This is a genomic window from Duganella lactea (assembly GCF_009857505.1).
GTDB lineage: Bacteria > Pseudomonadota > Gammaproteobacteria > Burkholderiales > Burkholderiaceae_D > Rugamonas > Rugamonas lactea.
The window spans coordinates 16,832-38,357 of sequence record NZ_WWCP01000028.1; the positions used below are offsets into that span (position 1 = coordinate 16,832).

General features: G+C 55.0%; 15 protein-coding genes. 6 read left to right on the plus strand and 9 right to left on the minus strand.

The annotated features are described in order from the left end of the window. Window positions 1-1,893 (plus strand): DUF2075 domain-containing protein, encoded by a 1,893-nt coding sequence (locus GTP44_RS19510; RefSeq protein ID WP_161020733.1) that lies wholly within the window; start codon window positions 1-3, stop codon window positions 1,891-1,893. Between the two features lie 3 nt (window positions 1,894-1,896). Here the strand turns inward: GTP44_RS19510 and GTP44_RS19515 are convergent, their stop codons facing one another. The 4 genes from GTP44_RS19515 to GTP44_RS19530 all read right to left on the minus strand — a co-directional run bounded on the left by GTP44_RS19515 (window position 1,897) and on the right by GTP44_RS19530 (window position 7,524). Beyond that, window positions 1,897-2,736, minus strand: a complete 840-nt coding sequence (locus GTP44_RS19515) for a hypothetical protein (protein ID WP_161020734.1) — start codon at window positions 2,734-2,736, stop codon at window positions 1,897-1,899. Further along, window positions 2,733-4,325, minus strand: a complete 1,593-nt coding sequence (locus GTP44_RS19520) for an AAA family ATPase (RefSeq protein WP_161020735.1) — start codon at window positions 4,323-4,325, stop codon at window positions 2,733-2,735. The genes GTP44_RS19515 and GTP44_RS19520 overlap by 4 nt, the downstream gene beginning before the upstream one ends. Further along, window positions 4,312-5,979, minus strand: a complete 1,668-nt coding sequence (locus GTP44_RS19525) for a restriction endonuclease subunit S (RefSeq protein ID WP_161020736.1) — start codon at window positions 5,977-5,979, stop codon at window positions 4,312-4,314. The genes GTP44_RS19520 and GTP44_RS19525 overlap by 14 nt, the downstream gene beginning before the upstream one ends. Before the next feature lie 138 nt (window positions 5,980-6,117). Then, complete coding sequence (locus tag GTP44_RS19530; RefSeq protein ID WP_229256992.1) at window positions 6,118-7,524, minus strand: HsdM family class I SAM-dependent methyltransferase; 1,407 nt, start codon at window positions 7,522-7,524, stop codon at window positions 6,118-6,120. 528 nt (window positions 7,525-8,052) lie between these two features. On the opposite strand from GTP44_RS19530, the gene GTP44_RS19535 reads away from it, so the two are divergent. The 4 genes from GTP44_RS19535 (at window position 8,053) to GTP44_RS19550 (ending at window position 14,055) form a co-directional block, all read left to right on the plus strand. Next, entirely contained in the window at window positions 8,053-10,452 is a 2,400-nt protein-coding gene (locus GTP44_RS19535; RefSeq protein ID WP_161020738.1) for an ATP-dependent endonuclease, read from the plus strand. After that, a complete protein-coding gene (locus GTP44_RS19540; RefSeq protein ID WP_161020739.1) occupies window positions 10,449-12,389 on the plus strand; it encodes a UvrD-helicase domain-containing protein in 1,941 nt (646 codons plus the stop codon). The genes GTP44_RS19535 and GTP44_RS19540 overlap by 4 nt, the downstream gene beginning before the upstream one ends. Before the next feature lie 507 nt (window positions 12,390-12,896). Beyond that, window positions 12,897-13,220 carry an SMI1/KNR4 family protein gene (locus GTP44_RS19545; protein ID WP_161020740.1) on the plus strand — a complete coding sequence of 108 codons (324 nt, stop codon included), beginning with the start codon at window positions 12,897-12,899 and terminating at the stop codon, window positions 13,218-13,220. A gap of 217 nt (window positions 13,221-13,437) precedes the next feature. Beyond that, window positions 13,438-14,055, plus strand: coding sequence for a PD-(D/E)XK nuclease domain-containing protein (locus GTP44_RS19550; protein WP_161020741.1), 618 nt, complete (start codon window positions 13,438-13,440; stop codon window positions 14,053-14,055). 186 nt (window positions 14,056-14,241) lie between these two features. On the opposite strand, the gene GTP44_RS19555 is transcribed toward GTP44_RS19550, so the two are convergent. Genes GTP44_RS19555 through GTP44_RS19570 form a run of 4 tightly spaced genes read right to left on the minus strand, consistent with a single transcriptional unit; the run spans window position 14,242 to window position 19,854 of the window. After that, window positions 14,242-16,080, minus strand: a complete 1,839-nt coding sequence (locus GTP44_RS19555) for a TniQ family protein (protein WP_161020742.1) — start codon at window positions 16,078-16,080, stop codon at window positions 14,242-14,244. Further along, the gene (locus GTP44_RS19560) at window positions 16,077-17,063 is read right to left on the minus strand and encodes a TniB family NTP-binding protein (protein WP_371867277.1); all 987 of its coding nucleotides are present in this window, start codon (window positions 17,061-17,063) and stop codon (window positions 16,077-16,079) included. Before GTP44_RS19560 ends, GTP44_RS19555 begins: the two co-directional genes overlap by 4 nt. Next, window positions 17,060-19,087 carry a TnsB C-terminal domain-containing protein gene (locus GTP44_RS19565; protein ID WP_161020743.1) on the minus strand — a complete coding sequence of 676 codons (2,028 nt, stop codon included), beginning with the start codon at window positions 19,085-19,087 and terminating at the stop codon, window positions 17,060-17,062. Before GTP44_RS19565 ends, GTP44_RS19560 begins: the two co-directional genes overlap by 4 nt. Further along, window positions 19,084-19,854 (minus strand): hypothetical protein, encoded by a 771-nt coding sequence (locus GTP44_RS19570; RefSeq protein ID WP_161020744.1) that lies wholly within the window; start codon window positions 19,852-19,854, stop codon window positions 19,084-19,086. Before GTP44_RS19570 ends, GTP44_RS19565 begins: the two co-directional genes overlap by 4 nt. A gap of 239 nt (window positions 19,855-20,093) precedes the next feature. Here GTP44_RS19570 and GTP44_RS19575 point away from each other — a divergent pair, with 239 nt between their 5' ends. After that, window positions 20,094-20,351, plus strand: a complete 258-nt coding sequence (locus GTP44_RS19575; protein ID WP_161020745.1) for a DUF6471 domain-containing protein — start codon at window positions 20,094-20,096, stop codon at window positions 20,349-20,351. Window positions 20,352-20,679: 328 nt separating this feature from the next. On the opposite strand, the gene GTP44_RS27625 is transcribed toward GTP44_RS19575, so the two are convergent. Beyond that, the gene (locus GTP44_RS27625; protein WP_229256993.1) at window positions 20,680-21,204 is read right to left on the minus strand and encodes a hypothetical protein; all 525 of its coding nucleotides are present in this window, start codon (window positions 21,202-21,204) and stop codon (window positions 20,680-20,682) included. Window positions 21,205-21,526: the final 322 nt, after the last annotated feature.

Below are 21,526 nucleotides of genomic sequence, written 5' to 3' on the forward strand. Positions count from 1 at the left end.
ATGCGCATTTACGCCAGCCACGCCAAGCACTTTATTGAGGACTGCGAGCGGAACCAGATCACCGAAAGGATGCGACTGGGATTCGAATCAGCCCATGGCTATACCCCGGGACCCAGCGAGATTCAATCGTGGAGGAACTCGCTGCGGGCCTTGGCGATGGTGCTGGGCCGGGCGGGACTCGTGGATCAGGGTGTCCTGCTCGAATACAAGCTGCCACAGACGTCTAAGCGGATTGACTGCGTTCTATGCGGCTTCGCGGCCGACGGCCAGCCGGCGGCGCTTATCATCGAGCTAAAGCAATGGGAGACTTGCAAGGAAGCGGAAGGGCCCAACGAAGTGATCTCGTTTGTAAACGGGAGGGAACGTGAGTTGCTCCATCCCTCCGAGCAGGCACGTCGGTATGCGCAGTATCTCGAGGACTCCCATGAGGCGTTCTACGCCGATCCCCAGCCTTTGCTGGCGGTCCCGTGCGCCTATCTCCACAACTACCTGACTGTGCGGAGCGATCCGCTCAGGAGCGGGAAATTCACAGACCTTCTAGCCGCGTCCCCGCTGTTCACGTCCGATGATGTGGACGACTTCGTGGATTTCATTCGACGCCACGTGGGCCATGGCGATGGCCTGGTTGTGCTGAGTCGCGTCGAGCAATCGCGATACCGTCCGAGCAAGAGGCTCATGGAGCACGTCGCAGCAGTCATAGAGAACGACCGCTCTTACCTGCTACTTGACGAGCAACAGGTAGCTTTCGACAGCGTCTTCACAGCACTCAGAAACGGCGTCCACAACCGGACCAAGCAGGTAGTCATCGTGAAGGGCGGGCCTGGGACTGGGAAATCAGTCATCGCGATGAACTTGGTGGCTGCCTTGCTGAGGAGTAGCTATTCAGCCCACTACGTCACCGGCTCCAAGGCGTTTACTGAAACGATGCGGAAGATTATCGGAACGCGTGGGGCCGACCTGTTCACCTATTCGAACAATTATATGCAGTCACCACCGGATGCCGTAGACGTCCTCATCACCGACGAGGCGCATCGGATCCGCGAGGTAAGCAGCAACAGGTTCACTCCCGCCTCCAAGAAATCCGGTATGAGCCAGTTGGAAGAGCTCATCCGTGCGTGCCGCGTGAGCGTCTTCTTGATAGATGATGCCCAGGTGGTAAGGCCAGGTGAGATTGGTTCCGCCGAATACATACGCGCCCAGGCGCAGGAGCTTGGATGCACTATTCAGGAGTACGAACTTTCCGCCCAGTTCAGGTGCAACGGTTCGGAACGGTTCGTCAGGTGGGTAAGCGCTAGCCTTGGATTAGGAAGTGCTTCTGTAGACGATTCGCCCGGAAGCGAATTCGATTTCCGTATTTTCCGCTCGCCCGCTGAGCTTGACCTTGCTATACGGGAAAAGGCCGCGAGTGGACACTCTGCAAGGATGATGGCAGGGTATTGCTGGCCATGGTCCGATCCCAATGATGACGGAACTCTGCCGAACGACGTGGTTGTCGCGGAATTCGCGCGCCCTTGGAACGCCAAACCCGACGCAGGCCGACTTGCGAAGGGAATTCCGAAGTCCAATTTTTGGGCCTACCAATCCGGCGGGATCGATCAGGTAGGCTGCGTATATACGGCGCAGGGCTTTGAGTTCGACTATGCGGGTGTGATCTTCGGGAACGACTTGAGGTACGACTCGGCCACAGGCGCCTGGCTTGCCGACAAGACAAAAAACTACGACGGAACGGTAAAACGTTCCGGCGCCGCCTTGGTTCGTCTTCTTCAAAATACCTACCGGGTCCTGCTATCGAGAGGAATCAAGGGATGCTACGTGTGTTTTCTAGACGAGGAAACGGAGGCATATTTCAAATCCCGTCTCGGCGCTTTTGAGAACGGGTCTCAGGCAGTCTAGCCTTTACGCAATCATTGGTAGATCCTCAGGCTTGGCACAGAAATACGCACCTGCAGGGAGCTGTAATAGTTTTGCACGAGCAGCTCTCGCATAAGGTGCGTCGCTGCGAGTCGCACGCCTTATTTGCTCCTGGATACGGTTGATCGCTGGGCGGTCCTGATCTTCAGCTAGCAACTCCATAAGATTCTGATAGTGATCCTCTACCTCCCGCATGACCCGCTTACGCGCAGTAATCAAATTACCAAGGTTCAGGCCGTAGAGCTCGATTGACTTGCTGGCGCGTAACCGCTTTACGTCTCCTATGCAAACCATGCTCGGCATGGCACGTCCGTCATCGGGATTGATATCGATCAGGTCAACATCGCCCAACTTGGTTGGGTCAAGCAGAACAGGGAGTTCATCTACCTCGCAGCGGTCGTCCCAGCGCGCTTTTGGGACTGCGGTCAATAGAGGGAACCAGCTTCCTTTCCCAACTGTCTCGTCAGTAGCCTCGTCCTTATTGATGCTGTTCGAACGTCCCGCAGCCAAACAGAAATTCTCGATAGAGAACGCAAGCCAAGGGTAACCGTCATCCGAGTCGGCTTCAGTTCGCTTGGCCTCTCCCTTTGGCCTAAAGTGATCTACAGCGAAGAATGACTGAGGATCATTGCTTTCTGAGTACCAGCACTTACCATACGACATTTTGGACAAGTACCGCGTAAAAGCCCGCCATACGTGCGCCTTCTTGGCAATGAAATCCTTGCGCTCCACTGAGGGGAGCGCCTCCAGTTGTGCCTGAGCCCGCTCGGCAACCTTCAACACCTTCTCTGGAATCAGGGTAGGGTCTCGCTTCACATAAATCACGCATTACCCTCCTTGGTCATCAAGTGCTGAATCAACGACTTCATAGCGAGATGTCGACCTCGGATCTGCTCTGGCGTGAGCGGTGGCCGATCTGCATATCGCACGTCATGCCACGCACGCAAGAAGTCCTGATACAACGGCTCGCGATCTTCATACAAGAAGCCAAGTCGCGCTAGCTTGTCGTTGATGGAGATGAGCTGTCTCTCTTGGGCTGCTGACTTGTCAATCAATTGCGCAAGAGCATTGCGTTCGTCGACCATGTGCTGAGTTTCGACGTCGAGGCTTGTAGGTAGACCAAATATTTCTGTTAGAGTCGCCGTGAAGCCCATGCCCTTCGGATCTGCGTAAGGGGCTGACGCCGTCACCATCCCTTCTGCACCTTGCGTGATTATCCGTACTTCGGCACGAGTTAAAGCAGAGATCGTCAATGGATTGTGTGAAGTGAGGATGATGTGGCACTTGTCCTTATCCGCCGCAATCCCGGTCCAGTCCTCAATCAGTTTCAGGTAGCTGTGCTGCCAATGCGGGTTGAGATGGGTGTCGGGTTCATCCAGTAGGAAGAGCGCGCGCTTGCCACGTGAGACGCGAATCAGACCAAGCACCATCAAAAGCTGTCGCTCACCGTCTGACAGGTCAGCAAAGCCCACATCACCGCTTGCATCGTTACTCCGGGTTACCCAAAGAAGGACTTCCCGAATCAGATCGGAGATGTCCATAGCCTCCAAGGCATAGAACATCTCGCGCTCATTGGCAAAGCCTTGCGCAAACTTCTGCAACGTTGCAAGCGAGTGTAAGAAGGCTGCATACTGAGGCTCTGATTGTTTCTTGTCGCGGTAGTCATCGATTGCATTGCCCTCTAAGGCCAGAGGATGGAACGCTAATTCATTTAGACTCATGGCTGTACGCCCCGCTGGTCCACCGGCCCCCCACAGATCCTCAGCGAGGGCCTTCTTACCTTTCGCGAACCATGGCTCACGAAACAGGTTCAAGATCGAGTGGAAGCCAGTGATTCCCAGCTTGCTTGACAGCTCCTGAGTCACCTTGGCGTCAGGGAACGAAAACAGCGCCGTCAATGCTAAAACACCATGAATTGGGCGGCAGTAGAATAAGCGTCGGGCCGCTTGCGCTTCTGAAACCTTTTCAGCGTTGTCTTCCAGCTTGATGGCGTCATAATATCGACGCTGATGGCTGTCAAACAGCGATTCCAAACGACGACTGCCGCCCGAGTAATACCCGAAAACCAGGTCCGGAAACCATTCCGTCTTGCGCTTTTCAAACTCCGTGCGTTTGATCTCGCGGTCATCGACGCGGATAGCCGGCTCGCCGGGTACATTGCTCAACGTAATATGGACGTGCTCAAACAAATCGAGGTTATTTGGCTGAATGCGGTAATCTACCCGGTAGTGAAAACGCGGCTCATTGCGGCGCAAATCCACCCATCGGAACACTTGCGTGATTGCCTCAATCAGGTTGGATTTTCCGGCACCGTTCTGGCCGATGAGTACCGTCGTGAGGTGGCTTTCATCAAAGTTCACCTCCAGTTGCTTCAAGTTTTTGAAGCCGTCGATGTATACCTTATCCAGCCGCATGGCTTGGCTCCAGGGAAGTTTGGTTGTCTTTGACGTAGCCTTGGGCCACCTCCCAAACCAGTTGCTTATAAAAATCGGCCACAGGTAACTCGGCCACTTTAAATAAGGCCTCTGCCGTAGCGGATGCACCCATGCGGCGAAGGTGGCCTGCGAGGTAAGGCTTGTCTTTTACGTCGTCATCTTGTCGGCTTTTGGTCATGGCGGCGGCTTCTTTCGGTTCTCTTGTGGCTCGGGGTTGCCTTGTCGTTCGCTTTTTCGGCTGATGGGTGGGCGAGGAACGCTGAGCAGCGACGCGGGCCAGCAAGACACTGGCTGGCTCGTCACTTGGGTCTTGCTCCACCAGCTCACCACGGAAGGCTTTAACCAGTAGTTGGGGGGCTAGACGCTTAGCATGAGCGCGCATGGCTGTGTAGCGCGCCTCAATGCGGTCAGCGATGGCAAAAAGTATCTCGACTTGCCGAATGATTTCTTGCTGCTCATTCTGAGGAGGCAGCGGAATCGGGAACTCAGTGACGGCTCCCATGGAAATACGCTGATGCCCAGCTGTCGATTTAGCCTCTACGGTCAAATGCTCTCTTAGCAAGGGGCTGGAGAAGCATAGCTCAAAATACGAGCCTTGCTCAGGGCTGGTGAGTTTGGCCCGAAACAGCCGATCAGGGTAGTAAATCTGCCGATTACCTAGACCTCGTACAACAGCGCAGTTGGCTACGTAGTCCAGACTTCCACTCAAACGTGTGAAGAGAACATCCCCGTCTCTGAGCAAATCGTCCGCACGCACTTTGTCCAAATTTGGCAGATAACGAACATCGTTAAAATCAATTTCAAGCGGGCGCACGCTGCTTGAGCGTAAAACAGGATATGCGCTCAGGCCTCCACTAGGCACGGCGGATGTCCCGCTCCTCATGTGTAACATGAACTCAGAAAACCGTGCCCAACGCCAACCTTCGGGTAATTCATGAAGTCCTTTGAGTCTTGCCCATTCTGGAGTCGCCAATTTTTTACTCCCACCTGCGATGCTTGATTCTCTCCAGCTTTGTGTGAGCCCCCCTGTTGTCGCTGAGTCAAACACCGCCTGCCGAAATCGCTTGAGGATGCCCGGGATGGCATCAAGGCGGTCGTTGCAGGCGTGGACACGGGTGAGCAGGGTATCTAGTTGGTCGGCAATGCGGATTTGTTCCGCGCGCGGCGCCAATATGAATGGTGCGGCACGCCCAGCCTCTGTGCCTAGGCGCGGCATGTTCATGCCATGACTCTCGGCGTCGACATAGTTTAAGAATGCAGGATGCTTCAGCCAATGGAACAAATAACGGGTATCTAGATGCTCATCGCACTTAATGGGAATGATCTCGGTTGTGCAAAAACCTGGGCGGTCTGCAATGATCACTTTGTTGAGATAGGGGCGCAGCTTTCCATAAAGGACATCACCTGCCTCAAAGCGATTTTTGGTGCTTTTGGACTGACGCTCGGCAAAGGTCCAACGTCCCAAAAGTCGTGAACTGTCCTTCTCAAGGTCTTCCAATTCCAGCACCCAATTGTCAGGCTTCATATCTGAAGGCTCGGCCTTGATCGTCTCCCCATACTTGACGACGGTGCCAAGTGTCGTGATGCTCCAAGTTGACGGCAGCTGCTGAGGCGTGAGTCTTGTATCACTCATTTCCACTCCCCACTAAAACCGCACACCGCGCCAGCGAAACGTTGGCGGCTGCTTGCAATGAGGAGGCACAGTTTAGTGTGCAGGGCGCTGGGCCTGTGGCGTGTTCGGCCGATGCCGCAGGCAAACGAGGCAGTTGGCTCATGCGGAGGGGCCTTCTCGCGTATCAGGGGCCTCTCCAGCCGCCGTGTTGTATAGCAGCAGGTCATCCAGTTCTGCGTCGGGGTCTTCGCCAAGGGCTTCGACCAAGGCCCGCAGGTCGGCAAGTGCGGCATTCATTTCGCGCATGGCCAAGCAGGCCAGCATGGCCGGTTCTTCGCGTTGCTGTTGGGCCGTGTCAATGTTGTCGTCTTTTAGCCAAGCTAGGTCTAGGTTGTCACCACGCACGGCAATCTCCTGGCGGGTGAACTTGCGCCAGCGCCCGGCTTCGCCCGTGTCTACGCGCTGGGACATGGCCGTGATGCCACCTTTTGGGTCTGCGCCGAATACGTCTTCAAACTTATCACGCGGCACCTCTTTAGGGGCATCGACCGGGGTGCGGAAGTAGTCGCGCGTGAAGGGGGTGCGCTTACCGAACTGAGGCATGTTGGCGCGCATGTCATACACCCACACGTCTTTGGTGTTCCCTTTGTCTGTTTTCTCTCCTTTGGTGAAAAAGAGCACATTGGTCTTGACACCCTGGGCATAGAAGATGCCAGTGGGCAGTCTTAGAATTGTGTGCAGATTGCACTTGTCCATTAGATCACGGCGAATACTGGTACCTACATTGCTTTCAAACAGTACATTGTCAGGCAGCACTACTGCGGCCCGCCCGCCCGGGGCCAAATTACGGTAGATGTGTTGCAAGAAGGCAAACTGCTTGTTGCTGGTTTCAAAAGTCAAGTCTTTGCGGCTGGGTAGACCGCCACCTTTCTTGGTGCCAAACGGTGGATTAGAAAGAATCAGCGTGGCCGGGGGAAGGTTTTGGTGGTCATCACTGAGGGTGTCGCCATAAATCACGCCGCCTTCGATGCCATGCAGCAGCATGTTCATCAGCGCCAGGCGATGAGTATCCTGTACCAGCTCCATGCAGAAGAAGGTGTTATTTCGATAACGGCGCTGGGCCTCCTCACTCAAGCTGTCGAAATCGTTGTTCTGGCGTAAATAGTTGTTAGCCGCGATCGGGAAGCCGCAGGTGCCAGCGGCTGGGTCCTGGATCACGTCGCCGAACTGGGGCTTCATTAGTGCCACGATGCTGTCGATCAAATGGCGAGGCGTGAAGTATTGGCCGGCGCCACTTTTCTTTTCGGTGGCGTTGCGCTCCAGCAGGTCTTCATAAAGGTCGCCGAGATCATCGCGCTGCACGCTGTACCAATCGAGAGCGTCGATGTCTGTGACTAACTTGCTCAGGGTAGCCGGTTTGGTAATGAACGTGTTGGCGTTGGCGTAGATTTGCTGGACTGCGCCACGGCCGTGCAAGCCGTAGCTCAACAGCATTTCTTTGTAGATATCGAGCCGCTCAGGGGCAGAGGCTTGTAGCAAATCATCCCAGCGTGTAGCAGAACCCATAACTTGAGATTTCTGGGCCTTACAAATCAAGACCTTACTTAAAGTGAGAACCATCTTGTGGGATTTCGGGAGGCATCTGGTGAGATATCCCTTTTACACACGCCGATACTCAGCCGCCAGATACCTTCCTGACTAAGTTCTCCCATCAGCATTGTCCAGCATTTGGATCAGCGACAAGCAGACGTTCGCGCCCAGTGTGACAATGCGTGAGTTTTCCATGTGGAAAATTTGCTATTGTTGACTTCAACCGGCAGAAGCGGACTCTGCGTTCAGCATGTCGGAGCTGACCAAATCACTTGCGACCGCCAGTCTAACGCCATTGTTGAACCGGACAGGTGTAATGAAAGCACCAGATGTGATCCCCGGCCGCATGGGATATCTCCGCCAGCCGCGTGACGGAGACCTCGAGGTTGACGACTGATCGTCGTCTGAATACTTCGAGGCGGCGGGAGCACCTTTGCCTATCAGTACGATGCCATTCGCCGCGGTACGCTGAGTCCCGTGAATATAACCTAAAGGGAGTAGATAATGAAACTGCAGGCGTACCGGTTGCAGAACTACCGCCGCTTGCGGGACGTTGTCATCGAACTCGATGACGAGATTTCCATTTTCGTGGGTGCCAACAACAGTGGGAAGACGTCTGCCGTCCAAGGGCTCTACTCAATGCTACGGGGCGACGCGAAAAAGTTTGAGCTCTTCGACTTCAGCGCAGCGCTATGGGGCGAAATTGACGCCATCGGGAGTACGGCCTCAGGGGAAGATGAAGAGCCCAAGAGGTTGCCGTCCATCCTCTTGGACCTCTGGTTCCGTGTTGGCGAAGATGACCTCGCCACCGCGATGTCGCTGCTTCCCAGCACTGAGTGGGATGGCAAGTGCGTCGGAATTCGTGTGGCGTTCGAGCCCCGCGATGCCTACGAGCTCGTCCGGCGATTTCGTGAACTGCATGAAAGGGCCAATCACGCGGCAATCGCGCTAGCGTCAAAGCCCACGGCAGATAGTGAACCTGGCACCGAAGCGGGCGCGGAAGCTGAGGCGAGAGCAGAGGCCAGCGAGTACAAGCCCTGGCCAGAAAGCCTGACGAAGTACCTCACCAAGGAACTGAGCAAGGAATACACCTTCCGATACTATGTGCTTGATGAGCGTGCCTTTATCGGCTATCAGGCAAAGGAGGCCGACTACGAGCCGCTTCCTCTTGGCAAGGAGCCCGGCGGCGCGGCCATTCTCAAGTCGCTGTTGAGAGTGGACTTCCTGCGCGCGCAGCGGCACCTTGATGACCCCGATGCCGGTGGTTCTGATCGCGCCGAGAGTCTTTCGCGACGCCTCAGCCGTTTCTATCACCGCAATCTGGAGAAGCGTGGTGACGACCATGCAGCTCTCAAAGCGCTCGACACCTCTGAGAAACAACTGAACTTCCACCTAGAGGAAGTCTTCAGTGACACCCTTAAACGTCTGGCGAAGCTCGGCTATCCAGGTGTGAACAATCCTGAGATCGTGATTCGAGCGGACTTGGACCCGACCGCTGTACTGGGGCAAAACGCCAAGGTTCACTACGTGGTTCCGGGGGCAGTCACCGCTCAGCTGCCCGACACCTACAACGGCCTGGGGTTCAAGAACTTGGTCTACATGGTGGTTGAACTTCTCGACCTGCATGAACAGTGGAAAGCCGAGGAAGACAAACGGGCGCCGCTCCATTTAGTCTTCATTGAAGAGCCAGAGGCTCATCTGCACGCGCAGGTTCAGCAGGTTTTCATCAGGAACGTTTTGCGCATACTTGAGGATGCCAACGACCACGCGACTTTTTTCCACACGCAGCTTGTCGTCACCACGCATTCCCCGCACATCCTTTATGAGCGCGGATTCTCTCCCATCCGTTACTTCCGTCGCGTTAGCGACCAACTGGCCCATCACACGGACGTGCGGAATCTGTCCCTTTTCAAGACGGGCGAGGCCGACGCTCCAGCGCGCGAGTTCCTACAGCGGTATCTGAAGCTGACGCACTGCGATCTCTTCTTTTCCGATGCAGTCATCTTGGTGGAAGGGAACGTCGAGCGCCTGCTCTTGCCTGCCATGATTGAGTCGGCTGCCAAGCGCCTCCGATCTTCGGCTTTGACCATTCTTGAGGTTGGTGGCGCGTTTGCGCATCGCTTTCAGGAACTCATCGCCTTCGTTGGGCTCACGACGCTGGTCGTTACAGACCTTGACAGCGTGACCGTAAAACCGGATGACGAGAAGGCTGCCGCGCAAACCGCCGACGCTGGCGACGCCGTGGATGAGGACGATTTAAAAGCCTTCGAGCTCGAGGACGACGACGCGACACAACCGAGCGGCAAGCAGAAGTCCAAGAAGTACGGCAGCACCTGCCATGCGCACATGGAAGGTGCCGTCACCTCTAACCAAACCCTCATCAGCTGGATTCCTAAGAAGCGCTCGGTGGCCGAGCTCTGGGAGGTTACGGCGGAGCAGAAGACGTTGTCGCTGGCCGAAGGTTCAACGGCTGCGGTCCGAGTGGCCTATCAGACCAAGGTTTCGGTGACGGTGGGTTCGGAGACTGCACTGCTCTGTGGTCGCACGCTTGAGGAAGCATTTGGTCTTGAGAATTCCAACTGGTGTCAGGCTGAGGCGAACCGGGCGCTCGGCCTTAAGCTAAAGCGCGCCCCAAGCAGTCCCGAGGAACTGGCCGAGAAGTTGCATGACAGAGTAGCCGGCAAAAACTTCGACAAAACCCGCTTTGCGCTAGAGGTTCTCGCCAGTGGGCCGCTTAATGGCTGGAAGGTCCCCGCATACATCGCCGAGGGGTTAGTCTGGCTCGAAGCGAAAGTGGCCCATGAGCTTGAGGCGGATGCGGCCGTCGCCACCGAAGCTGCGACGATTAAGCCGACGGCGGCGGACACTGTCTCTGTCATTATTGGCACGGAGCACACGGCATGAACAGGCGAGTCGATAGCCCGGATACCGACGCCGACCGCGCGATCCATGCGTGCATTACCGCGACTCCGCCGCAGCCATTCGTGGTTCGTGCCGGCGCAGGTTCCGGCAAGACCACCTCCCTCATCAAAGCGCTGGACTGGGTGATGTCGGAGCACGGCGCCGGTATGCGGGCAAAAAAGCAGAAAGTCGCGTGTATCACCTATACAGAGCTCGCCGCCAATGAAATCCGTGCGGACGTCAACGCCGCCCCGCTGGTCCATGTCTCCACCATCCACAGTTTCTACTGGGCCATTGCTAAGACGTTTCAGGCCGACATCAAGGTTTGGCTGATGAACGACATCCGGAGGCGGATATCGGAGCTAGAAGAAGAGTTCAAGAACTACGGCTCGCGTGTTTGGCAAACCACTCGCGATAGGAACAAGGCCGACCAGGAACGCCATGCCCTAACCCTGGGAACTCTGGACGGCGTCAAGACATTCAACTACGGCGTCGGCAGTGATTACGCAAAAGGCATTCTCGGCCACGAGGACATTCTTCAGCTTGCAGATTTTTTGCTCCAAAACCGCCCTCTTTTCCGAAAGGTCGTGGCGCTGAACTATCCGTTTGTGTTCATTGACGAGAGTCAAGACACGTTCCCGGGTGTGGTCAAGTCCTTCAAGGAAGTGGAAGCCCAGATGCGAGGCAAGTTTTGCCTTGGGTTTTTTGGCGATCCGATGCAGTCTATCTTCATGAGAGGGGGAGGCGAAATCCCGCGCGAAGACCATTGGGGGGCCATCACAAAACCGGAAAACTTTCGCTGCGCCAAACAAATCCTGGACGTCGCCAATGCTGTACGTGCGCAGGGTGACGGCATGCAGCAAGTCCGTGGCCTACACGAGAGGGTTGACGGAGAGCTCAAGCTCGTGCACGGCTCGGCCCGGATGTTCGTGCTCCCGAACACGCTGAACCGGACTGAGACCTTGGCAAGGGTTCGAGCGTGGTGCGCGGCGGCGGATGGCGACGAAGGCTGGACGACTCCTGACCTTGCGGTCAAGATTCTTGTCATCGTGCACCGCATGGCCGCAAAGCGGCTTGGCTTCGGAGGCATCTACTCGGCGCTGAACGACAAGACGTCGGATGCTATGAAGCAGGGGATGCAGGACGGTACCGGCTGGCCTGTTCGACCGTTCCTCAGCTTTGCGCTGCCAATCATTGCAGCGATGACCGTCGGCAATGAGTTCGCAGCGATGAACCTGCTTCGAGAGTTTAGCCCACGGTTGACGCCGGCTGCCCTAACTGGCCGCCGTGCTGCAGGCGTATTGCGTGAGCTGCACGCAGCTGTCTTAACACTCGTCGCCATGCTGGACAACGCCGATACCACTGTTGGTGACGTAGCCATCCATCTCCGCGACTCTGGCTTGTTTGAGTTCGACGAGCGTTATGAGCGATTGCTTGGCTTCGTCGGAGACGTTGCTCAAGAGCCCGAGGCCGCTGATGCGGCTCCCACCGAAGGGCGAGCCTCGGACTCGGCAATGGCCAAGTTCTTCAAGTGCTCCGCACAAGAGCTGTGCCCCTATGAACGATATGTCTCAGAGGGCTCTCCCTATGCTACGCAGCACGGCGTAAAGGGCGCCCAGTTCGACCGCGTCATCGTGGTGATGGACGAAGAGGAGAGTGACTACAGAACATACAATTACGAGAGGGTCTTCGCTAGCGCTGAGGCTCGTGCGGCAGATCATGCGCGGACCCAAGGCGGTGACGAGAACACTTGGAGTCGAACGCTGCGGCTGTTGTATGTATGCTGTACGCGTGCCAGGCGCGGTCTGGTGCTGACGTTCTTCGTCTCCGACCCAGCTGCGACTGTAGAAAACGTAGTGGCGAGCAATATCTTGCCGAGGCGTGCAATTTTGACTGAGGACATGCTGGCTGTGCTGCCACCGACTGCGATTACTGCATAGCTACTGGTCCACCTTTCACTTCGATTGTCCGCTGTGGGGCGATTTGGATCGATAGCAGTCGTCGCGCGACCATCCGTTTCGTCTTCGTTGGTTGTTAGGCAATGCTGGCGTATGATGGCCCGGGTCCGGCCAGCAGCGGATGATTACATTTACCCCCTCGCCGAATCAAAAAACATGTTCATTTACGTCTTGGCCATTACGAGTATAGCGCTTGTTGCATTGTTCATTGTTGGGGTCTCCTTCGCTATCGCAGGCAAGGGCAATCGAGCGCTGTGGTTACCAGTAGTGGTAACGGAGATAACCGTTTGGATCGTCATCACGTGCACCGTATGGTCGGCTGTCGCTGCAAATTCTCGCGCGTACCTTGCACTGATATTTTGGTTGCTGAGCTTTCCGGTGGTATTGTGGTTGAGCGCGCGCTATTTTAAACGGTGGCGAGGGTGAGTTTTTGACTCATAACGGCCAGGCGCCGCCGTTGTGATGAAACGATTTTAAAAAGAGGTTATCTTGCTGCCGTCTCTTCCGTCTGCCCATGTTGATTACATCAATGCTAAAGGACCGTTTGAATGCTTTACCTCTGATGATGCCGAACCTGGCTATGTAGTTCTTTGGGCTCTTGATGAAATTCCAAAAAGCAATTCGGATGTTGAAATAGAAATATACGCCCCAGGGTTTGTAGCCTTCGGAGGCGATGGCGGTGGAGAGTTGCTTGTGTTCGATTCCAGTGGTGCCGTCTTCATGTTGCCGATGATTGGAATGGAACCTGATTGTGCGATACGTGTAGCGGAAACATTTGAAGAATTTATAAGCCGGTTTGACCTTTCGAGTTGAGAGAACATCAGGCCTAAAAAACAGATGTCCAATTTGAGCTCCACAATAGGGCTAATACTACGGGCATTGGTTAAAACTATTAATCTACCTTCTCCCGATGACTCAATCTAAAATGCAGGAACTTCGGAACCGGTGCGTTGCACTTCAAAGCGCAATGGATGCCTCTCGAAACTCGAGGACGGATGATGTATGGCTTCATTCGAGCTTTAAGACGTTTATGCGAAAATACAATGAATTGGCGACCGATACTCAAGCGGTTATGAAATTAGCTCCGCCAGTGGATTTTTATGATTTGACGAAAATTCCAAGTGCGTTCGATTCTGTCACCATTCAACAGCGTATATATTATGATGAGGTCTACACAAATCTCTTGATTCTTCGTGCTTTTATTGAGGCGAGCGGCGGGTTGGATGAAGTCGAAGCAGATAATATTTTGAATTTCTTAAAATCTAATCTTCGTAAGGCCCTATTTTTTGAGCCAGAACAGGAGAAAGTGGTTCAAAATGCGATTGAAAGTTTATTGATTGGAAAAGGCATGCAGAAGGGACTCGCCTATGACCGTGAAACAGGGCGTGTGAAGCATGCTGGAAAAGAGTCAGTCCCCGATTTCGTATTTAAAAATGAGCATATGGTTTTAGAAGTAAAGCTTTGCAATCGCCAGGGCAAACTTGCTGAAATCATTGATGAAATGAATGCGGATATCGTGGCATACTCGACTGTTTATGAACGCGTATGGTTTCTCATCTATGATATCGGGTTCATTCGCGATGAAGATGAAATCATTAAAGGACTGCAACAGTCTGAACGCGTCAAATGCGCAATCGTTAAACATTAGCCATTTCTAAAAGTCTTGACTCACCAGTCTGCTCAGGGCGTATGCGGGCCTTCGCTCGCTTATGCCATCATGCAATTCGATTTCCAGATAGCGGAGCCGGTGTCCCGGTTGCCATGCCGTTCGGTACCCGGCTTGCGGGTGACAATCGCTATCTGGATTGATGAGAATACTCAGGATGGCCCCAAATTAGGGTGCGGGTACGAACAGATCGGTGCCAGCCCTCGCGCCGAGCACTGCCAGCCGGCCGAGATCGGCCATTCGGATTAGCCCTCCGCGCATGGCACCGTCAGGTAACGGCTTTGCGCCGACCAGTTCTATGCCTGGCAGTAAGCGAGACAATGCTGAGGCCTTCTTGTCCATGGCTCGCGCAAGGTCGGCCAGCGGGATGTAGCTCTGGCGGAATGCCAGCAGTTGATGTGGCAGCACCACACGGCATGGTTGTCCACGACGTTGAATCGACTCCGACTCCAGCAGGCCCTCATCCATCCAGTGTGAAATGGATTCCCATTTCCAGCCTGTCGCTTTGGCCAGTTGCTGAATTGACATGCCGGCTTCGAGTAATGGTGCGCCGAAGTATTGCGACACATCCGACCTCAGGAAGGACATCTCACCCAGCGTTCGAGTGTGCGTGATGGCTTTCACTTTGCCATTCGCAATCGCCATCATCAATGACTCGATGGCCTGCTTCTCACCCATACGACGGCTGGTCAGTTCCGCCCAGGTGATTGCAGCATCCTCGTTAGCCGCAGTGGGTTCAGCCAACTCGACCACATAGGCATGCAAATCCAGCAATGATTGACGTGCGACCGGACCACCTTTCATGAGGTCTTCGCGCCAGCGGATGTCTGACCGGATAACGCCGGCCGCCTTCATACGTTCAAGCACGGCAGGGGAAACGCATGCGAGTTCACAGGCAGCGGCGTCGGAAATCCATCCTTCGCGTTGTTGTTGGATGCGCTCAACCTCAGTACATGGGATTTCATACACCTGGCCACGAGTGCCGGTACGTCGTGTGCGGTGCTCGCACTCACCGGCCTGAAGTGAGTCGTGAAGTCGAGAAACGCTGACCCCGAAGGCTTTCGCGGCATCGGGTGCCCGCATGTATCCGCTCGCATCCACGGCCATGTCCCTGGCGGAATCTAGCCCCAGCACGCAATCGGACTTCTCGGCCGCGACGTCGATGATGATCTGCAGGAGTGGTTCAAGCGGTGTTCCCTGGCAGAGCTTGCGAAGGCTGATATACCAATCGCCCAATAGCGTATTCAATGTGCGAGCATCTTTGCGTCCGGCGGCAATTCGCTGCTCGACATGGGTCCGAAATCCCGTCGGCCAGTCAGCTAAAAGGGCTTCAAGCGGTGCATGAAATTGGATCGCATCGGCGACGGATTTCGGCAGGGCTGCCAGGCGTGGCAATCCTGGCTGGTTTGGATCGGCATACAGACAGAGGGTCCGGATGACTTTCACCAAGACGCTGACGTCCACGTCGTGTAAAACCGGCTTTATGCGGACATGCTGGTTACTGCTTTCCGCAATAAGCGCCGACAACCACAACTGCGCACGGGTTGCCTCTACACGAGGCAGCTTGCCCAAGTCGTGGCCACACGAGCACAGTCCAATGTACATGCGCTCCGTCGACAAGTGATTGCCGCAGGCGTTGCAGTGGTCGATAAGTTGTATGCGATGCTCGGGACATGCAGTGACATAAGTGTGTTCCCAATGATGCCGGAGGTATGGCGATTCGATCAGGCATGCAGGGCATACAGCATCAGATTGTGCACGGTGCAATTGGCCCCAGGCACGGCAGAGGTCCTCCTTCTGCTTGGCAGATTCCGTCCACGCTGGTTCCAGGCCAAGGTTACGTGCGACATCTACTGTGCGCATCAGCAATGCACGGCGATTGCGCTCGACACCTGCGGTTTGTGTCAGATTACGCCAGTTCAAAAGCGAATTATCGGAGGCGAGGCGGCGGTAGAATCCCATTCCGGATTCGCCATTCCGAGGATGGGGGGTAACGATGAGGCTCATGGCTTAGTTCCTGACTTTTTACGAACTGGTATGGATGCAGAATTGCTGGTTAGAACATGGACGTATGCCTGCTTTAGGGCTGCGGGTTCTACGTCCAGGCTCTCGATGCCGGAATCCTGGAAAGCTAGTTTGTGTGGTGACCCTGCGTGGCTGACGTCTTCGAGTGCTGTCTGACAGTCTGCGTATGTGATTGGGCGCGGCGCCTCGTTCACCATGGAGCGAGCCAACTCTCGCATGAAATCAGCAAGTACCCCGATCAGCCCCCCGGATAGGAGATAGCTCTGTTGCGTCAATGCGCGGCTGCTCACGGCAATGGGATAGCCTGCCGCAGCAAATAAGCGTGCATAATTTGCAACGCATGAGAAATAGGCCGTCATCTCATGTGCATCACTCGCGTCGTAAGGCAAAAAATTGCGTGCTGGACAGGCCCTACGGCGGAGCTGTTCATTGGCTGAAAAGAGTCGCTCGAGTCGAGGTATGCCGAAGAGAATCAGCGTCAGGTTGAGTGTGTCGGCCAGAGTCTTGAGCCAGTCACTAGCAGCGCGCGGTGGAACACGCGACCCTTCATCAACAAGGTGTGATATCTCGTCAAAGATCACCACACGTGTGCCAGCTAGACGCAACTGCGCCACCATCAGATCGGACAGCGCTCCGGCCGTCATGCTGGCTGGTACCTGGATTCCCAACGAGCGCAGCACACTCTTTGGAAGCAACTTGGCTGTTGCGGATTGAGGAACCTCTACAACAAGTACCGGAACATGGCGCCGTCCATCGACACGGTTTTCAGGGTAATCCCGCGATAGCGTGGCAATAAGAGACGATTTCCCCACACCGCTCGGACCTGGTACGCGAACAATTTTGGGCGCAAATCCAGCAAGGGCATCATCGATACGCCGTTTAAGAGCAGAGAGGTGCTCCAAGAACATGGGATGCGGAAGCTCGCAGGTCTCAATATCACGGCGCAGTTTTTGGGCTGGCGTCACAGCAGTTTTTCTCCAGTGGTTCGGTTTACAATGGACATCAGTGGTGCGTCGTCGTACGAGACGGTGGCAGGCTCAGGGGGTTTAGGTGGTAAATGTGGGTTGGTCGAAGGCTCTGGACCAAACGGCACTGACCATGAAAGCGGGCGGTCGACGGCTTGCTGGACAGCTGACTGGTTTTTAGCCTGGCGCACGGTTGCCTTGTCTTCCTCGCGCTTGCTACGTGTTTTGCCCGTCTTGCCCTTCTTGGTAACTGCATCGTCAATATCGTTCAAGAATTTCGTCTTGTCGTCTGGTACTGCCCAGTTTTCCATGCCCGAGTCGAATTCGGCTTTAGCCTGTGTAAAGGTCCATGCGGGTGTGGTCGGACGAACATGTTCGTGGGTCAGAGTGACCAGCGGAAGGTTCTCTCCCTCGAACACGTACGCCTGGCGAAAATCATCGGGGTTATAGACGATATCGAGCTGGGCATGGTCACCATACTTTGCTAAAAGATATGACATGGCATCGCCCTTGTAACGGAAGCCGTGCTCAAGCGTGATGCCAGTCTTGGCGCTTAGCGCACACCTTTTGTGATCGTAGAGCGCAGCCATCCATTGCTGGCGTGGTGGTGGCATGGTGATTGGATGTCCCATCTTTTCGGTCAGGTAGGTAAGGCGCTCAAGCGGCGTTTTGCCCTGGACTGACTTGACCAGCAGTTCGTCCCAGCGGAGGCGGTCGAGGGGAGTGTTCACCCAGCTCTCGTAAAGCCACCGGACAACCCACTTCTCCAGCGCATTGAGGGTCATCAACTCATCGCCAAGCGCTTCCGGGTCACGCACGCCGTCTTTTCCTTCGAAGCGAGTACAGCCAGGGAGCCGTTGCAGTGCTTCCTTGAGCGACCTGTTCAGTCGCTCGATAAATGGCTTGCCTTGCGCTTCCTTGGCTTTGCAGTGCTTGACGTCCATCCCGAGTTTCTGCAAGTTGACAATTCGTCCGCCCTTGGTCTCTGGTCCATTGTCAAAAATGACCTGGGCAGGCGTACCGTAGATATTCATTGCATGGGCGATGCCCATCTCCGTGAAGAAGGCTGCCTTAGCTGGCGTCAAGTACATTTCAAGGCAAGACAGCGAATCCATTTCGCGCGGCGAACCAATAACAAAATGCCAACCAACGGGATACCCAGTACAAACATCAATCGCAAGCACAACATAGATGGTTCTGGCGATGCCATGGGGAGTGCGCACTACGAATGGTAGGTGCAGTGCATCCTGCTCGATACGGACAAATGGGAATGCTGCCCGAATGCGCCTCTTCGCGAACGACTTGCCTGCGACACGGGTGAGCGGGTCCATTCGGTCATACTCGGCATCAACGGTCAGGCTATGAATAACAGCGACCACGAACTTCCGGCTGATATCATGCTTAGCAACATGTAGGCCGCTTGCGCGAGCTTTCCGGTTGATGTATTCGGTCAGGTCTAGGACCGTCCATTTGGACTGGGTAACCAGGAACTCACTTTGGACAACGCCCTCGATGAACGCTACAAGGGCCGGCGAGTACCTAGCTTTCTCATTACCTTTGTTTTTGTCGCCTTTGAGAACCGGAAGACCAAGCAGCTGATTTTTACGAGCGCGGAACAAGGTTGCACGGGATGGAAACGCACAGATCACCGGCTCGCCGGCATTTTCACGCAGGTAGGAATCGCGAGCGAGAGGGATCGCTGCGTCAAACGACAAATGGCGCTTCTCTTGGATGTCATTGATCCGGCGCAGTGCGTTGTGCAGCAAAAGGACCTTGGCTTGTAGTGTCGAGTTATCGTGCTGGGCCACTATGCTGACGCGTGGCGCACCATGTCGATCCAGCACTAAGCTACCAGTCGATATCCCGGCGCGGATGCTCGCTTCATCGACAAACCGGGATTCGTGCTTCTCGGAGTCGAAAATATGGATGGTGCCGGCATGGCTGCGGCTGTCCAGGACTTCCCAATAGCTGCCTGGTTTGCCAGGCAACGCCAGCTTGTCCCCGAGGCGCAGATCGGAGATCATGAAAGCAGCTCCTCAATCAGACACAGATGGCTCAGATCGCCATGTGCGGCCGACAGCTCAAGCGCGGCGCAGATGTGGTGGTGTGCCAAATCTGCTTGCAGCACGCCGATAGCCAGAAGGAGAGGAATCAGGCCAGACGAAATCTGGAGATCGATGCACAGTGCGCCTTGTAGTACCGGGCCGGATTCGCTGTAGTGCTCGACCCGGGCGATGAGGTCCGGCGTCAGGTAGTCCTGGGCACGCGCTAATGCTGGCTTCAGCAGTTGAGCATTGGCGATGATGGGGTGCCGCTCGTCCGAGGGCACAACTATCGTGGATAGCGGATAGCAATACGCGTCCATGATTTCCCGTGCGCGTTCGACCTTCGTCCAGTAGTCGTTATCACCTTCGTAGCCCTGAAGTTTGACTTCATAGGCGCGTTGCAAACCGTCAATCTGTACTGTAGCGAAGTCTGGGGTGTACTCTGACTCCCCGCGGCGGCCACCACGCTGTTTACGTGCATCAGATACTTCTTCCCGAGTGGACAAAAGTCGCTGGCCGACCAGGTCGACGGTGAAAGGCTGTTGTTTGAAGGAGCGCACGCGCGGGTCAATGCTGAGAATGTGAGCTACCAAGCGCTCTGCGTCAGAGTCAAGGGTGATATGGCCGGCAGCTTTTTCGGCAAAGGTGCCGATGCGCGCCTTACCGTAGGTCCTGGCGGTAAGACGGACACCGGCGTTCACAGCGGTCTGGCGGCTGCGGACGCCATAGGATGGCGAGGTTTTCAATTCGGGCCTCCGAAACTCGAAGCATGGGGGGCCTCATGCTCGGCTAAAAACTCACCGTTACCGTGTTGGGTCAGGGAGGTAGGATGTGAAGATCGGATTGGCAAATGGTTCTCAAAAAAAAGTCTTGTTAAAGCCATGTAGTGCGACCAGTTTTGAGTCAGTCGTATACGACCGAAAAAGGTTGTGCGAAAATACCGGCACGAGAAAAGCAGGGGCCACTTGGAGGCCGAGGGAGAGTAATGAATAGATTGCCACACAGGAGTGGCGAGCTGCCCCAGTCTTACGAGGCATGGGAGCAGGCTGCGAAGGAGTTGATAGAAATCGAGATGATGCGGCGTGGCATCCGATACAAACAGCTTTCTCGGATGCTTGAGGAGCTGGGAATTGACGAGTCGCCCGATCAGATAAACCGAAAGGTTAATCGCAAGAGGTTTAGCGGTGCATTCCTGCTTGCTTGTCTGTTTGCCATGGGTGTGAAAACCGTCTCGCTTGACTAGAGGCAGCATCAAGCAAGGTTGATCGCGTATTGCCGATTCCCTCAGATTTGCCCATAAACAGACCTGTGTCATCACCTACTCCTCTAGTTGTACCCTCTCAAAAATAGGGACCCAACCGAGCAGGCGGTTACCAAGACTATTACTGGCTCATCGTGTTAAGGCTACAAGCGGGCATTGCGCCAGCTTATTTCTGTTTATTACTCTAGGCAGCATTCGCGTGATTATCAAGCTATATCTTCTACCTAAATTTTTCATCCTGTCATGCATGGTGGCAGCCGAAATGTGAGAAAGGTGCGGCTCGCCGCAGCTTCTATTGCCGCCCCCCGTGCTAAACAGCCCACTTCACTTCGCGAAGGATGAAGCCTAACGCATGCACAGCGAATTCTGCATCTGCCTCTTCCACCTGGCGCAGCTGATGCTTATTTGCCTCGTTGTCCTTACCTCTTGGATGCAGGCGGTTGATCGCTTCAAGTGCCGAGCGGAGCGCCACCATTTCTTGCTCACCAAACTTTACTTTCACAGCTCTAATCCAATGCCCTAAATCCTGCTCAATGGGGTCTGCATCCCCCGTTTCAACATGCATCCAGCGCGAGATGACCATCACAGCAGCATTACGGCATTGGTCAACCACGGATTGCGGAAGCTCACGGTAGGCAGAACTGAGAACACGTTCAAGCGCAGCCTCGACACCTCTAACGCATCCCGGGTGAATTTTTGACTTATCGAGTTGCGGAAGTATGCCAAACGCGGATTCAGCACGTAATGTCACCAGAACGTCACCAGTGGCGATGCGCTCGGTCTGGAGGATTCGCCACAACGAATAACTGTCACGCTGGCCTAAGGCCAGCTGCATGCCTTCCCCACGATTTTGCTTTTGTATTAAGGAAGTGCACTCCATGAACACGCTAAGCTCTTTACTAACTCGGCCGTTGCCATTAGCAGCCTTTAGCATGTCAGAGTTGAGAGCCGGATGAGCTTCTACTCGAACGGACTCCCAACCGATGCCCCCGAATTTTTGGAAGAGTCGGCCTCGCCGAATTCGGCTCGCAGGATCAAACGACTGGTCAACAAACATGGAGTGAAACGGCGAGTTGTCGAAATCTCCAGGAAGACTTAGTAGGTCGGCCGGACTCTCGATCAAAGTGGCTTGAACCAAAATCGGCGTAGGCCAGACG

Coding starts and splice junctions, on each gene's coding strand:
- GTP44_RS19510 (WP_161020733.1), top strand. CDS start 1: ATGCGCATTTACGCCAGCCACGCCAAGCACTTTATTGAGGACTGCGAG.
- GTP44_RS19520 (WP_161020735.1), bottom strand. CDS start 4,325: ATGCGGCTGGATAAGGTATACATCGACGGCTTCAAAAACTTGAAGCAA.
- GTP44_RS19525 (WP_161020736.1), bottom strand. CDS start 5,979: ATGAGTGATACAAGACTCACGCCTCAGCAGCTGCCGTCAACTTGGAGC.
- GTP44_RS19530 (WP_229256992.1), bottom strand. CDS start 7,524: ATGGGTTCTGCTACACGCTGGGATGATTTGCTACAAGCCTCTGCCCCT.
- GTP44_RS19535 (WP_161020738.1), top strand. CDS start 8,053: ATGAAACTGCAGGCGTACCGGTTGCAGAACTACCGCCGCTTGCGGGAC.
- GTP44_RS19540 (WP_161020739.1), top strand. CDS start 10,449: ATGAACAGGCGAGTCGATAGCCCGGATACCGACGCCGACCGCGCGATC.
- GTP44_RS19550 (WP_161020741.1), top strand. CDS start 13,438: ATGCGAAAATACAATGAATTGGCGACCGATACTCAAGCGGTTATGAAA.
- GTP44_RS19555 (WP_161020742.1), bottom strand. CDS start 16,080: ATGAGCCTCATCGTTACCCCCCATCCTCGGAATGGCGAATCCGGAATG.
- GTP44_RS19565 (WP_161020743.1), bottom strand. CDS start 19,087: ATGATCTCCGATCTGCGCCTCGGGGACAAGCTGGCGTTGCCTGGCAAA.
- GTP44_RS19575 (WP_161020745.1), top strand. CDS start 20,094: ATGAATAGATTGCCACACAGGAGTGGCGAGCTGCCCCAGTCTTACGAG.
- GTP44_RS27625 (WP_229256993.1), bottom strand. CDS start 21,204: ATGCAGCTGGCCTTAGGCCAGCGTGACAGTTATTCGTTGTGGCGAATC.